14 protein-coding genes are annotated in these 12,899 nt (G+C 67.2%); 8 read left to right on the forward strand and 6 right to left on the reverse strand.

Annotated features, from left to right (window positions below):
* Positions 1 to 240 precede the first annotated feature (240 nt).
* The gene (locus tag AR539_RS14570; RefSeq protein ID WP_066438319.1) at positions 241 to 1,212 is read left to right on the forward strand and encodes a dienelactone hydrolase family protein; all 972 of its coding nucleotides are present in this window, start codon (positions 241 to 243) and stop codon (positions 1,210 to 1,212) included.
* 101 nt (positions 1,213 to 1,313) lie between these two features.
* Positions 1,314 to 1,760 (forward strand): YegP family protein, encoded by a 447-nt coding sequence (locus AR539_RS19095; RefSeq protein ID WP_331457491.1) that lies wholly within the window; start codon positions 1,314 to 1,316, stop codon positions 1,758 to 1,760.
* 24 nt (positions 1,761 to 1,784) lie between these two features.
* On the opposite strand, the gene AR539_RS14580 is transcribed toward AR539_RS19095, so the two are convergent.
* Positions 1,785 to 2,087 (reverse strand): DUF4193 domain-containing protein, encoded by a 303-nt coding sequence (locus tag AR539_RS14580; protein ID WP_066438321.1) that lies wholly within the window; start codon positions 2,085 to 2,087, stop codon positions 1,785 to 1,787.
* A 433-nt stretch (positions 2,088 to 2,520) separates the two neighbouring features.
* Between AR539_RS14580 and AR539_RS14585 the strand changes: the two genes are divergently transcribed.
* Both AR539_RS14585 and AR539_RS14590 read left to right on the forward strand, forming a co-directional pair.
* A complete protein-coding gene (locus AR539_RS14585; protein WP_066438323.1) occupies positions 2,521 to 2,859 on the forward strand; it encodes a YnfA family protein in 339 nt (112 codons plus the stop codon).
* A 77-nt stretch (positions 2,860 to 2,936) separates the two neighbouring features.
* Positions 2,937 to 3,632, forward strand: coding sequence for a DsbA family protein (locus AR539_RS14590; protein ID WP_066438326.1), 696 nt, complete (start codon positions 2,937 to 2,939; stop codon positions 3,630 to 3,632).
* 3 nt (positions 3,633 to 3,635) lie between these two features.
* Here AR539_RS14590 and cls read toward each other — a convergent pair whose 3' ends face one another.
* From cls to AR539_RS14610, 4 genes are all read right to left on the reverse strand, one after another.
* Positions 3,636 to 5,102, reverse strand: a complete 1,467-nt coding sequence (gene cls / locus AR539_RS14595) for a cardiolipin synthase (RefSeq protein ID WP_066438327.1) — start codon at positions 5,100 to 5,102, stop codon at positions 3,636 to 3,638.
* Positions 5,103 to 5,137: 35 nt separating this feature from the next.
* Positions 5,138 to 5,521, reverse strand: coding sequence for an SHOCT domain-containing protein (locus AR539_RS14600; protein WP_066438335.1), 384 nt, complete (start codon positions 5,519 to 5,521; stop codon positions 5,138 to 5,140).
* A 54-nt stretch (positions 5,522 to 5,575) separates the two neighbouring features.
* Positions 5,576 to 6,007 carry a hypothetical protein gene (locus tag AR539_RS14605; RefSeq protein WP_066438337.1) on the reverse strand — a complete coding sequence of 144 codons (432 nt, stop codon included), beginning with the start codon at positions 6,005 to 6,007 and terminating at the stop codon, positions 5,576 to 5,578.
* Positions 6,008 to 6,160: 153 nt separating this feature from the next.
* A complete protein-coding gene (locus AR539_RS14610; RefSeq protein WP_066438340.1) occupies positions 6,161 to 8,683 on the reverse strand; it encodes a helix-turn-helix transcriptional regulator in 2,523 nt (840 codons plus the stop codon).
* 249 nt (positions 8,684 to 8,932) lie between these two features.
* Here AR539_RS14610 and AR539_RS14615 point away from each other — a divergent pair, with 249 nt between their 5' ends.
* The 4 genes from AR539_RS14615 to AR539_RS14630 all read left to right on the forward strand — a co-directional run bounded on the left by AR539_RS14615 (position 8,933) and on the right by AR539_RS14630 (position 12,052).
* Positions 8,933 to 9,496, forward strand: a complete 564-nt coding sequence (locus tag AR539_RS14615; protein WP_066438345.1) for a potassium channel family protein — start codon at positions 8,933 to 8,935, stop codon at positions 9,494 to 9,496.
* A gap of 285 nt (positions 9,497 to 9,781) precedes the next feature.
* Positions 9,782 to 10,210: a DUF6325 family protein gene (locus AR539_RS14620; protein WP_066438346.1), complete on the forward strand. Its 429-nt coding sequence runs from the start codon at positions 9,782 to 9,784 to the stop codon at positions 10,208 to 10,210.
* Positions 10,211 to 10,237: 27 nt separating this feature from the next.
* Positions 10,238 to 10,459 (forward strand): SHOCT domain-containing protein, encoded by a 222-nt coding sequence (locus AR539_RS14625; protein WP_066438349.1) that lies wholly within the window; start codon positions 10,238 to 10,240, stop codon positions 10,457 to 10,459.
* Positions 10,460 to 10,636: 177 nt separating this feature from the next.
* Positions 10,637 to 12,052: a hypothetical protein gene (locus AR539_RS14630; protein WP_066438351.1), complete on the forward strand. Its 1,416-nt coding sequence runs from the start codon at positions 10,637 to 10,639 to the stop codon at positions 12,050 to 12,052.
* On the opposite strand, the gene AR539_RS14635 is transcribed toward AR539_RS14630, so the two are convergent.
* Positions 12,049 to 12,879 (reverse strand): class II glutamine amidotransferase, encoded by an 831-nt coding sequence (locus AR539_RS14635; RefSeq protein ID WP_066438354.1) that lies wholly within the window; start codon positions 12,877 to 12,879, stop codon positions 12,049 to 12,051. The two genes, AR539_RS14630 and AR539_RS14635, sit on opposite strands and share 4 nt — an antisense overlap.
* Positions 12,880 to 12,899: the final 20 nt, after the last annotated feature.

A 12,899-nucleotide genomic window follows, 5' to 3' on the forward strand; every position in this document is an offset into this window, starting at 1 on the left:
TACGGAGCAATCGGCGCCAGCGGGCATTCACATGTCGAATTAAGACATTTGCCCGGTGAACGGGGCCATCCTGGCGGGCGGGCCGCCCGTGGGCAGCATCCATCCCTCAATGCCGGGCCGAACCGCCACCGACCGGACCGGCACTGACCGAACCGCCACCGGCCCGCCGTCCAGCATCTCCCACCCTTGCCCGGGCGCAGACTTCGGAGGAGGATATGCGCACACTCCAGGAGGGCCGCCATGACAAAGCTTGGCAAGTTTGAGAAGTACCTGATCGAGGAATTCTTTGACGATTACCGCGCCGGGACCCTGAGCCAGCGCACGTTTACGCGCCGGGTGGCTTTTATCACCGGCAGCATGGCCGCGGCGTCGGCTGCAATGCTGCTGGTGGGCTGCACCCCCGAGGAGGTCCCGCGCAGCACCGACCCCATGCCCACACCCAGCCCCTCGCCGTCGGGCACGGGCACCGCTTCCGGGGGCGCCGTTCCGGGGGCCAAGAGCCCGCTCTCCGTTCCGGAAGGCGCGCCGGGACTCGTGACGGAGACGGTGCGTTTCCCCGCCGACGGGACCAATATCAGCGCCTACCTCGCCCGCCCGGACGCGGGCGGGCCCGGCCCGGCCGTGCTGATCTGCCACGAAAACCGCGGGCTGACCCCGCACATCGAGGACGTTGCGCGCCGCTTTGCCAACGCCGGCTATGCCGCCCTGGCACTGGACCTGCTCAGCCGGGAAGGTGGCACAGCGAGCATGGACCGCGACGCCGTCCCGGGGGCGCTGACCGCCGCAGGCGCCCAGCGCCACGTCGCCGATTTCGCCGCGGCTTTCGACTACCTGCAGGCGCAGGACTTCGTCGCCGAGGGCCGGATTGCCATGACAGGCTTCTGCTTCGGCGGCGGCATCACCTGGCAGGCCGCGACGGACCTGCCCGGCCTGAAAGCGACCGCTGCGTTTTACGGTCCCTCCCCCGATCTCGACAAGGTGCCGGCCATCAAGCCGGCGGTGTTCGGCGTCTACGCCGAGCTCGACCAGCGGATCACGGGCGCCCTCCCTGCGCTGAGGGACGCGCTGGCGGCGACGGACGTCCGCCATCAACTCACCGTCTATCCCGGCGTCGACCACGCGTTCCACAACGACACCGGGCCGCGCTACGTTGAGGCGCAGGCAACCGCGGCGTGGAACGACACGCTGGCCTGGTTCGCCGAATACGTCTAAGACCGCTGTTGCACGGGTTTTACGCAGCGTTTACGTGCGCTGCCTTGTGGCGTGCGCGGCGGCGGGAAGAAACTGGTCAGCACCAGATGAACGGATCATGAGTGACCGTTCGACCAGAACAGCGGACCCCCGGGGCAGTGATGCCCTCCGGCATGCTCCGGGGCGCAGACGCCGAGGGCAGATCCGCAGACGGGAGGATCGTTATGGCCGGCACGTTTGAAGTGTTTATGGACGGGGCATCGAATTTCCGGTTCCGGCTCACGGCCCCGGATGGAACGGTGGTGGCGGAGTCGGCAGCTTTCGCCGACAAACCGGCAGCCGTCGCCGGCATCGCCGCGGTGCGCGAATGCGCCGGCACCGGCCTGGTCACTGACCTTTGCCCTGACGGCAGGATGCCGGCCCCGCCACAACGGGCAGGGGCCGCCGCGCGGCCGAACGCCTCCCCTGCCGCCCGTTCCAGCTGGCACAAGCGCGCGGACGTTTTCCATGCGCGGGCCGGAACCATCCGGAAGGCCGCGACGGCGCACAACTGGTCCGGCGCGGCGTAGGAACTTCGTGCCGGCCCGAAGGTCTTAGCCTTCGCAGTCGATGCAGTAAGCGTGACCGTTCTTCTCACGGGCGATCTGTGAGCGGTGCCGGACCAGGAAACAGGAGTAGCAGGTAAATTCATCCTCTGCCTGCGGGATGACCTGGACGGTCAGTTCTTCAGCGACAATTTCTCCGCCGGGGATCATCGCTCCGTCGAGCGAGTCCGCTTCATCCAGCTCACGAACTACGCTGCGGGCGTCCGGGGCATTGGCGGACTGCAGCGCTTCAAGGGATTTTTCCTGCGATTCCTTGACGTCGGAGCGTACTTCATCGTAATCGGTTGCCACTGGGGTAAGTCCCTCTTCTTCGGAGTGCTTGGATAGCTAATCAACAGGGCGGACCGCTCCAGTATTCCCGATCTGCGGGGGTCCTCGGGACCATCCCCGGAAAACACGCCGCTGACTGCCCCCAGGTGCCCGCAAAACAGCCGCTCCTCGTTTGTACATTCGCTGGAGTTAAAGCTAGATTGGCGGGAGTTTTCTTGGGGGGAAATGATGAACAAGGCGCAACGGCGAGCACATGTGGAGCCGCCATGCCGCGAATGCGGCTCAAGGGTCATTCCGATCTGGAAGGACGAACGCCCTGTAGCGTCCAACCAGCCCGTTTGGCGCGTTACAGCCAGGCAATGCAGCCGCCAGGGGTGCCGCCTCAGTGGTCCCCGGGACCTGCCGGAGTCCTAAGCCGCAACGGCAGTTCTGACGGCCCTGCAATGATGGGTCCGTGACAATCGCAAAATCCATCGTGCTGTTCGCCCTCGCCGCTGCAGCCGAAATCGGTGGCGCCTGGCTGATCTGGCAATCGGTCCGGGAAGGTAAAGACTGGTGTTGGGCGGGCCTTGGCGTCCTGGCGCTGGGCGCCTACGGCTTCGTGGCGACACTCCAGCCGGATGCGCACTTCGGCCGGATCCTCGCCGCCTACGGCGGCGTCTTTGTCGCCGGTTCCCTTGCCTGGGGCATGGCCTTCGACGGATTCCGCCCCGACCGCTGGGACATCACCGGCACGGCAATCTGCCTGCTGGGCGTGGCCGTGATCATGTTCGCGCCCCGCAGCGGAAGCTGAGCCCTGAGAAGAAAAGCAACCCCCGGGCCGCACGCAGAATCGACTTTGCCGCGCCCCGAAATGAAGAAAGCAGCCCCATGAAACAGACCGCAGCGGAACCCAGCCCGGCCCCGACCGACCCTGCGCGGAAGGTCCGCGTGGCCGTGTGGATCATCCTCGGATTGATCGTGGCCGCGGGCCTCGTCTGGTACGCGGTCCTAACCACCACCAAGCCCGCCCCGCCGGCGCCGCAACCGGCCGCCAGTGCGGAATTGGTCCGTGAGGACAGCCACCGCCTCACGGCCCCCGCCGTCGAAAAAGCCCAGCTGGTGGAGTTTTTGGACTTCGAATGTGAGTCCTGCCGGGCCGCCCATCCGCTCGTTGAGGATCTCAAACAGGAGTACGGGGACCGGATCACGTTCGTGAACCGCTACTTCCCCCTCCCCGGGCACCGGAACTCGGGGACGGCCGCCCTGGCGGTGGAAGCTTCCGCGCAACAAGGCAAATACGAGCAGATGGCGGCGAAGCTGTTCGAGACCCAGCCGGAGTGGGGCGGGAAGCAGGAGTCCCAGGCTGCAGTCTTCCGGGGTTTTGCCCAGGAGCTGGGGCTGGACATGGCCAAGTACGACGCCGCGGTGGCGGCCGAGGCCACCCGGGACCGCATCCGCAAGGACGCGGCGGACGGCGCGGCCCTGGGCGTCACCGGCACGCCCACGTTCTTCCTCAACGGCAAGAAGCTGACGCTGGATACGGAAGAGCAGTTCCGGCAGCTGCTGACCGACGCCGCACGGTAGGCCCTACTGGAGGGAGGCGGTCAGCCGTGCCAGGTTGTCGAACGCCTTCTCGCCGACGGGCCGCCGGATCCAGTCCTCCAGCTTCAGCTCGATGCTGTTCGCCCGGTACCCGTCCTCGATTCCACGGATCGCGTCAACAAAACCGCGCCCATGGGCCAGCAGGGACACCTCCATGTTGAGGCTGAAGGACCGGACGTCCATGTTGCTGGAGCCAATCACGGCAACTTCCTCGTCGATGGTGAAGTGCTTTGAGTGCAGCACCTGCGGGGCCCGGTACAAGTAGACCCTGACGCCGGCGCGCAGCAGCGCCTCATAGTAGGAGCGCTGCGCGTGGTACACCATCGCCTGGTCGCCGATCTCGGACACGAACAGCTCGACGCTGAGCCCCCGGGCTGCAGCTGTCACGATAGCCATCAGGATGGATTCGTCCGGCACAAAGTACGGGCTGGTGATGCTGACCCGGCGTTCGGCCTTGTGGATGAGCGTTGCGTAGAGCTTCAGGTTGTTGTCGTTGTCGAAGCTGGGACCGCTGGGCAGAACCTGCGCGTCGATCGGCACGGCCCCGTCCCGGTGGACGACGGAGCCGTATTCCAGCGGCAGGATGACGTCGGTCTCGCTGTACCAGTCGGTCGCGAACACCGCGTCCAGCTCGCGCACCACCGGGCCTTCGAGCCGCACCATCAGTTCATGCCACTGGAGGCCCCGCTTCAGGTTGCTCTTCTTGTTGTAGCTGGCATCGATCAGATTCTGCGAACCGGTGTACCCCACACGGCCGTCAACGACGACGATCTTCCGGTGGTTGCGCAGGTCCGGCCGCTGCCACTGCCCCCGCCACGGCCGCACGGGCAGCATCGGGTAGTACTCCACTCCCGCGTCGTTGAGGAACTGCAGGGTTTCCTTCCGGCCCGGAAAGACGACTCCGGACAGGTAGTCCGACAGCACCCGGACCGCCACTCCCCGCTCCTTGGCCCGGGCCAGCGCATCGAAGAACGGCGCCGTCGTCTTATCCAGCGCCATAATGTAGAACTCCACATGCACGTACTTCGTGGCCGCATCGATGTCCGCGACCATGGCATCGAACGTGCCGTTGTAGTCAGGCAGCAGCTGCGCGTGGTTGCCGCCGACCATGGGCAGGGCCCCGAGGTTGTTGTTGAGCGCCACCGCAGAGTGCAGCCAGTCCGGCCAGTTTTGGCCCTGGCTGATGAGGCTGCTCCCGGCAGTACGCTCCAGCACCAGTTCGTTGACTTGCCGCTGCTTGTCCCGGCGGGCCTTGGGCAACTTCGAATAGCCGACCAGGAGGTAGACGACGGCGCCGAGCACGGGAATGAAGATGATGGCAAGGACCCAGGCGATGGCCGACGACGGGCGGCGGTTCATCGACACCAGGACGGCCGCCACCGCCACAAGCAGAATATGCGCCGCCAGCAGCAGCAGGGCGATGGCTTCGGGATCCTGGAGGAATCCGCGCATGGTGACCTGATACCCGTCCGACGCCGATTGCAGCGTCAGACCAGCGTCCGGCCCTTGATGCGTTCGAATTCCTCAGGACTGATGGTTCCAGCGTCCAGGAGCGCCTTGGCGCGGGTGATCTCCTCGGAGGGACTCCCGGCAGTAACCCGGGTCGAGGCGTCAGCCTCTTCCCGGTGCCGCCGGGAGCGTTCCACTGACCGTTCGGCCATCCCGTCGCCGCGGGCGGCCAGGTACACCAGCAGCGTCACGAAGGGCAGGAACGCCAGGAAGACCACCCACACGGCCTTCCACAGCCCGCTCAGGCCGGGGTCGCGGAACAGGTCGCCGATGATCGCGAAGAGGCCGAACAAGTAGGCGAAAAAGACACAGGCGGTAAAGAACCACCAGAAGATGTCCCAGAAATTCTCCCAGAAACTCATGTGGCTGCCCTGCTTTCAACTAGTCCGGCGACGGCCCGCGGCGGGGGCCGGGTGTCAACACTTGGCCGCTGTCCCGAGGTCGCTCAACGCGGCCTGGACGTTGGCCGCATCGTCCCGCAAGGACGCCCGCACCTGCGCGAGGGTCGCGTCGTCCGGAATATCCCTGACGGCCGCCGCGAACTTCTTCTCGGCTTCCTGGACGGCGTCCACCCGGTCCTTCGCTACGGCCTCGCTCGCCTTCATCAGGTCTTCATGGGCTTTCGCCACCTGCTCCCGCGCCTCCTTGACCTGGTCCACCGTGGATGTGGGCGTCAAGGAGTCTTTGAAGGACGTCAGGGCAGAAGCGTAGGCCTTGGTGGCTGCGCACACCTGCGATTCGTTCTCCTGCGGGGTGTTCGCGGCAGGAGTGCTGCAGCCGGTCAGCAGGGCGATGGCAACTGCGAGGGTGATCCCGCCCGCAAACCTGCGGCATGAAGTCTTTGACATCGGGAGGTTCCTTTCCTGGACATGTGCTCCCCAGCCCGCTCTTGGCAGTCATGACAAGTCTGGACGCCGGCGCCGGTGCGGTCCTCACCCGCTGCGGGTGAAATCCACGACCCGGACGGAAGCCGAATGCACACGGCAGGCCGCGCCGGCTAATTAGACGATGCCGCGTTCAGCCGCCGTCTTAAGGGCATCGCGCCGGCCCGCCGCGCCCAGTTTGCGGTAGATGGACCGCTCGTGCGTCTTGACCGTGTTCACGGAGATGTACAGGGCCTCGGCAATTTCCGCCGCGGTCATCACCGAGCGCATGTAGGCCAGCACTTCCCGTTCGCGGTCGGTGAGGGTCCAGTACGAACGGGTCCGGAGGTGCGGGGCGCCCTCGGTGTGGCGCGCCATCCGGGCTGCGACGAACGATTCGTGGGACGTCCCCCACACGGCGTGGCGGATCAGGAGGTCCGCCAGCTCGTCCCGCCGCTCGGCGAAGGGGCGCAGCACGGATTGGGGCTCAGCCTGGCGGACCGCATGCTCCAGCCGTTCGTGGGCTTTGGCCTCATCCCCCGATGCCTGGGCAAGGAGGGCCTGGGTGAGGCTCAGGCTGGTGTCCAGATAGAGGCTGAGGGGCCGGCCCGCCAGCGCTTTCGCACACAGTGCGGCTGCACCGCTTTCTCCGCCCCGGCGCAGGAGTTCCGCCAGAAGCACGTCCACCAGCGGGGAGCGCCCGCCGGAACCCAAAGAGGCTGCCACTGTGAGAGCGGCGTCCATGTCACCTTTGGCTTCGGCAATCTTGGCCAAGGCGATGGTGTGGAAATCGGCCCACGACACCTGATACCGGCCCTGGTCATACAGCGCTTCCAGCGCCGCAGTGGATTCGGCAAGATGGCCTTGGTCGCCGCTGGCACAGTCGACGAGGACCGCGTAGAAAACGGTGAGCGGACCGAGCGGAAACGACGGGCCGCCGATGCGCTCCGTTTTGGCCAGATGGGCCCTGGCGCCGCTCAGTTCGTCTTTCCAGTAACTGGCGATTCCCCGTGCCAGCCAGGCCGCCGCCATCCGGTCCTGCGCGGCCCGCCCCAGCCCGTCCGCCCGGTCCAGCGCCTGCGTCGCTATGTCGTCGGCCGCCGCCAGGTCTCCGCCCGCCGCGAAGGCCAGCGCGAGTTCTGCCGCGGCGCCGGCTTCCACCGCCTCCCAGTGGCCGGCCTCGCCTGCGGCCGACTGGAGCAGCAGCGCAGCCTGGTCCCCTACCCGGTGCAACCTGAACTCGGCCTGGGCCAGCAGGAACAGGCCCGAGGTGGTGGCGCGGCCGCATTCCAGCGCCTCGCCGTCATTCGCCGGAGCGTACGTCGCCGGAACCTCCGGCTGCCCGACGCCGGACGCCGGTTCAAAGACCGTCCGGCAACGGTCAAATTTCCGTCGCCGCACCGCGTCCAGCATCGAGGTCCGCGCCAGCGCACGATAGGTGAGTTCGGTGGCAGCCTCGCTGTCGTCGTCCAGTGCCCGGCAGACGGAACTGACCATCAGGATTTCAGGGTCGTCATTCCAGGGTGCCGGCAGCTCGCGGCACGCTTGTTCAAGGGCATGGGCCCCGCTGCACAGCAGGAACTCAAGCCAGTACGCTCCGAGTGCCGTGACCGCCTGCCTGGGCGCCTTGCCCTCGAGCGCTTGAGCCACGCCCTCCCCGACGTCGGTCTCCGCATAGTGCCGCGCGGCAACCCTGTGGAGGCGTTCCGCGAGAAGGGGGTCCCGCCGCTCCAGGATCCTGCGGCACTGGGCCGCGAAGAGCGGCTGCCAGCGGTACATCGATTCACCGCCGCGGTATTCGTGCTCCTCAATGAACAATCCGTCGCGCAGGCACGCCTCCAGCAGCATCCCGCCGTCGGGCTGGCCGTTGAGCTCCACGGCCAGCCGCCGGTCCAGCCAGTCGCAGGCAGTGGCCCGCAGGACGAAATCCGCCTGCGCGGCGTCCAACTGGTCCAGGATCTCTTCGGCAATGTAGTCGGCCAGCGGTATGTGGACGGGACCGTTCACTGGGCTCCGGGCCGGCACCGCTGCCCCCTGGACCGGTGTGCTGAGGCCTGCCTGGACAGCTACCGGCCAGCCGCCCGTCCGGTGCCAAAGGGGGGTGGCCTCGAAGCCCGGCCCGTGCCCCAGCGACGTGGCGTACCGTGCCACTTCCCCCCGGGTGAAGGCAAGGTCCGAGGCACTGAACTCCCCCAGGCCCTCCCCGTACCGGAGCCGTTCCAACTGGATGGCGGGATGCCCGCGTCCCGAAAGGATGAGCCGCAAGGCCGGCGGGGCTGAGGCGGCAAGCACCCCCACAACTCCGTAGGCCAGTCCCGGGCCGGCCAGGTGGAGATCGTCAATGACCAGCGCGATGGGCTCCGTGAGCTGCTCCAGGGCCCCCAGCAGCGAGTCGTAAGAACCGGCGCGGTCCGCACCAAGTTCCTGGTCCAGCGCCATCAGCGCTGCGTTGCCCGGCAACGGGACCAGCCCCGCCACATCCTGAAGCGCCCCGACAACGCCGCCGAAGAGCCGGGCCGGCTGGCTGTCGAAGCGGTCCAGCGACAACCAGGCACACTGGAAGTCGCGTTTGCGGACCCACTCGCTCAAAAGGGTGGATTTGCCGTACCCGGCCGGTGCCGCGACGAGCGTCAGCCGGTAGGCATCAGCGGCCGCCGTCAAAGCGTCCTCCAACCGGGGGCGCTCAAGGGTCCCCAGTCCGCGCAAAGGCGGCCGAAGTTTTAATTGCGGACCGTGGACTGATTCCGAGTGCTGCGGCTCTCCCACGTAATCGATCGTAGAGACGTGCAATAGCGTCCAATAGGGGCATAAGGTCCTAGTGCCCCTACTCCCGCGCACCGCCCGCAGGCCCCGCGGAACCAGGGCTCCGGCGTCCCCGTCCGGGAACGGCAGTGCGCGGTAACATCAGTCATGGCCGCACATCAAAGTAGCCGCAAAAGCCCGGTGTTTATCCGCCAACTGGACCGGGCCACCAGGCGGCATGTTTTCCTGGTCGCGGTTATTCGGTTTGCTGCCTTTCTCGTCCTGCTCCTTTTCCTCTTCAACTACATTCCTGTATCGGGTTTCAGTGAGGACAATTCGGCGGGGGCCTGGATCCGGTTGGCGCTGATACTGCTCATATTTATATTCGCCCTGGCGCTTCAACTGCGAATGATCATTGCGGCGGAGGTACCCCAGGTCCGCGCCGCCGAAGCGGTCGTCGAGACCGTCCTCATGTTCCTGGTCCTCTTTGCCCTCCTCTACACGTCAATGTCCACCACGGACCCGCACGCATTTACCGAGCCGCTGAGCAGGATGGATGCGCTCTACTTCACCACCGTCACGTTTGCCACGGTCGGGTTCGGGGACATCACTCCCGTGAGCCAGCTCGCCCGGGCAGTTGTGACGGTACAGATGATCGCCGGCATGGGCGCACTGGTGCTGGTCGCCAAAGTCGCCTTCTTCGCAGCAGGCCGGCGGCTGGGCAACAGCTAGCGCGTCACCCCTTTCGGGTGAGCGGCGGCGCCCGCCTGGACGTCGGACCAGCCCCGGATCCGTGCTTGAACAGCCGCCGTCCCCCGTTCCGTCCTGAAAGAGCCTCCCCGGCGGGCGCGCCGGGCCCTCCGCCGCACGCCGGTTCCCCCGCGGCTGCCAACAGATCACCCCGGGCGGGTGGGGCCGGGCACGCGGGCCTTGCGGACAATTAGACGTGTCACGACTGCAGCACTGCACACGGCCGGACCGGGCAGGAACAGGACCGGGCAGGAACAGGAGCGTCATATGAAGATCGGGCCCTTGGAAGTGATTATCTGTGCCTTTCCGAAACCGGCCATCGGCGCGAACGTCATTAAGGCACTGAGCGAGACGGTGAAATCCGGAGCCATTGCCCTGGCGGACATGGTCCTGGTCAGCAGGGACCGGGCGGGGGCTGTGCATGTCCGTGACCTGCACGATGGCCTGCCCGCGGCCTGGTCGGGGCTGATCCGGGACGCCCGTCCCATGACGCTGCTCAGCGACGCCGACATCGCCGTGGCTGCCGAGACCATCGGGAACAACGAAACGGCGCTGGTCGCCGTCGTCGAACACCGCTGGGCGCACAGGCTCTCCGAAGAGGTGCGGCGCTCAGGAGGTGTCACAGCGCTGCAGGCCCGGATTCCCGACGCCGAAGCGGTCCTGGCACTCGAAGCCGACGGAGTCACAACAACCTGACCGGCACGTTGAGAGAAGGAACTGTCCATGCCATTCGCTCGAGCCGGCCGGCCAGGGCTGCTTGGAACCGTTGCCCGGAGGGCTCCGGTCCGGGAGGCTCCGCCGCCGGTTGCTCCGCCATCCGCCGCGCCGCCGCAGGCCGCCGGCCAGGAGCTGGCGGACCAGCTCTCACGGCTGGCCGAGCTCCGGCGCACCGGCATGCTCACCGAGGCCGAATTCACCGCAGCGAAATCACGGCTTCTGACCTAGTCCCCGCCTGCGGCGCCAGGCACCCCTTACCCGAACCCAGACGTTGGAGGCGGTTCCCGTGAAGCGATCGAAGCATTTCCGTGACTGTCCACGCACCGAAATACGAGCCGGCTCACCGGGCACGTCATACCGGTCCGTCGAGTCCCGCGGCGAGCCACGACCCGAGCGGGGCACGCCATGACACTCCATGATGACGCTGCCAGCGGCGGCAGCCCGGAACAGAAGGAGATCCAGCGGCTGCGCGCCGAAGTGGCACGGCTGCAGCTCGAGCGGGACCGTGCCGCCACGCCAGCGCCGAAACCGCCAGGATCGGGGGCGGGGCTGGCCCGCCGGATCATCGCCATCGTCCTGGTGGTCCTGACGGCTGTTCTGGCGATCGCCGCAGTACCGGCCCTGTACCTGCGCAGCGAGGTCCTCGACACGGACCGCTACGTGGCCACGGTTGCGCCCTTGGCGTCTGACCCTGCGATCCAGGCGGAGATCTCCAACAAGGTCACCGCCCAGATCACCGAAGCAGTCGATATCGAGGGCATCACCCGGGACGCGATGACCGAACTGGCGAATGTGGCGCCGCGCGTCGCCGCCGTGATCACCGGGCTGGCGCCCGCCATCGCCGAACAGACCAAGTCGCTGATCCACACCGGGGTTTCCAGATTCGTCGCCAGCCCGCAGTTCCAGGATCTCTGGACGCAGGTCAACAGGGTGGCGCACCAGAGCATCGTCAACCTGGCGACGGGCAACACCGGCGGGACGGTGAGCATCGACGAGACCGGCACCGTCTCGATCTCCACGAAGGAGATCATCGCCCGGGTCAAGACCCTCCTGATCGAGCAGGGGGTGGACATCGCGGCGCGGATTCCGGAAGTCGACGCCCAGATCGCCCTGATCCAGTCCCCCGAACTGGTCCGGGCCACGGAGGCCATCCAGACCCTGGACCGCACCGCCCCCATCCTCGCCTGGCTGACCGCGCTCAGCGCGGTCGGGGCCATCGCCGTGGCGCCGCGGGGCTGGCGCCGGCGCACCACCAGCCGCGTCGGGTTGGCCATAGCGATCGCCATGGCGGTCCTGGCACTCGCGCTGGCCATCGGGCTGGACATCTTCCTCGACACGATCCCGGCGTCCACGGTCTCCCCCGCGGCGGCGCACAGCCTGGTTGATACAGTCCTGGTGCCGCTGCGGACTGCCGTGCGGTTCATCTTCGTGGTGGGCCTGCTGGTTGCACTGGCCGCTTTCCTCAGCGGCCATTCACGCCCGGCGGAGTCCGTCCGGCAGGGCCTCACGCGGGCCGGCGACTACGTGACCGGCAAGATCGGGGCCGGACAGGCCAGGCCGTGGCAGTACTGGCTGGCACGCTACCGCCGCATCCTGGAAGCCGCGGTCCTCGGCATCGCGGTCCTCGTCCTCATCCTCTGGCAGTACCCGACGGCGGCCGTCGCCATCTGGACGGCAGTCCTGGCCGGACTGGCCATCCTACTGATCGAGCTGCTGTGCCGCCCGGCGGTGGCTGCCGCGCATGCCGGCGCGGCTGTGGGCGGTGTTCCGCCGGAGGAGGCGCCCCCCGGCGGAACCCATCCAACCCGCCCGCTGCCCTAAACGGCTGAAGGAGTAAACGGGTAGAGGTCCTGTTCGCCGCCGTGCACCACGACGCAGGTGGAGTCCGGTACCTCCTGCCACGCCCCGCGGAGGTCGCCCAGCGGCTCGGATACCACCAGCCGGGTGTCGTCGGAAAGGTCGTGGAGCAGGGGGTTGTCCGGATACTGGGCGCGGAGGGTCGCGATGTCCGTGCTGTGGAAGAGGCTCCGGGAGTTCCCCTCACTTGAGTAGCGGAAGGCCCACGTGGTCTCGCCGTCGGTGGTGGCCACTGTCATCTGGATGGGGTGCTCGATGCCGTGGCGCCGCCCGGCGTCCTCGATGACACCCACCGCCTGGGCCACCGCTGCGCGCGGTTCGCGTTCCAGCCCGAAGGTCAGCGCGAGGTAGAAGAACATCTCCGAGTCGGTTGATCCCTCGATCTCGGGATAGAGCTCCGGAGCAATAGCCATGGCCAGGTCACGCTTGACCTTGGGGAAGTCCGCCAGGACGCCGTTGTGCATCCAGAGCCACCGGCCGTGGCGGAACGGGTGGCAGTTGGTCTGCTGCACGGCCGTGCCAGTGGTGGCGCGGATGTGCGCGAAGACGCGGGCGGCAGAGGCCTGCTGCGCGAGTTCGTGCAGGTTGCGGTCGTGCCAGACAGGCTCGGTGCTGTGGAACACCCCGGGAAGCGGCGCGTTGCCGTACCACCCGACGCCGAAGCCGTCACCGTTGGTGGTCTCCACCCCCATCCGCGCGTGCTTTCCCTGCATCACGAGCGAGTTGGCGGGTTTGTAGAGGAGGTCATCCAATCGAACGGGAGAACCCGAATAGGCTAGCCAGCGGCACATGTCGTCTCCTTTAGATCAGC

This window comes from Arthrobacter sp. EPSL27, from assembly GCF_001512305.1.
Taxonomy (GTDB): domain Bacteria; phylum Actinomycetota; class Actinomycetes; order Actinomycetales; family Micrococcaceae; genus Arthrobacter.

Coding starts and splice junctions, on each gene's coding strand:
- AR539_RS14570 (WP_066438319.1), top strand. CDS start 241: ATGACAAAGCTTGGCAAGTTTGAGAAGTACCTGATCGAGGAATTCTTT.
- AR539_RS14590 (WP_066438326.1), top strand. CDS start 2,937: ATGAAACAGACCGCAGCGGAACCCAGCCCGGCCCCGACCGACCCTGCG.
- cls (WP_066438327.1), bottom strand. CDS start 5,102: ATGCGCGGATTCCTCCAGGATCCCGAAGCCATCGCCCTGCTGCTGCTG.
- AR539_RS14600 (WP_066438335.1), bottom strand. CDS start 5,521: ATGAGTTTCTGGGAGAATTTCTGGGACATCTTCTGGTGGTTCTTTACC.
- AR539_RS14605 (WP_066438337.1), bottom strand. CDS start 6,007: ATGTCAAAGACTTCATGCCGCAGGTTTGCGGGCGGGATCACCCTCGCA.
- AR539_RS14615 (WP_066438345.1), top strand. CDS start 8,933: ATGGCCGCACATCAAAGTAGCCGCAAAAGCCCGGTGTTTATCCGCCAA.
- AR539_RS14620 (WP_066438346.1), top strand. CDS start 9,782: ATGAAGATCGGGCCCTTGGAAGTGATTATCTGTGCCTTTCCGAAACCG.
- AR539_RS14625 (WP_066438349.1), top strand. CDS start 10,238: ATGCCATTCGCTCGAGCCGGCCGGCCAGGGCTGCTTGGAACCGTTGCC.
- AR539_RS14630 (WP_066438351.1), top strand. CDS start 10,637: ATGACACTCCATGATGACGCTGCCAGCGGCGGCAGCCCGGAACAGAAG.
- AR539_RS14635 (WP_066438354.1), bottom strand. CDS start 12,879: ATGTGCCGCTGGCTAGCCTATTCGGGTTCTCCCGTTCGATTGGATGAC.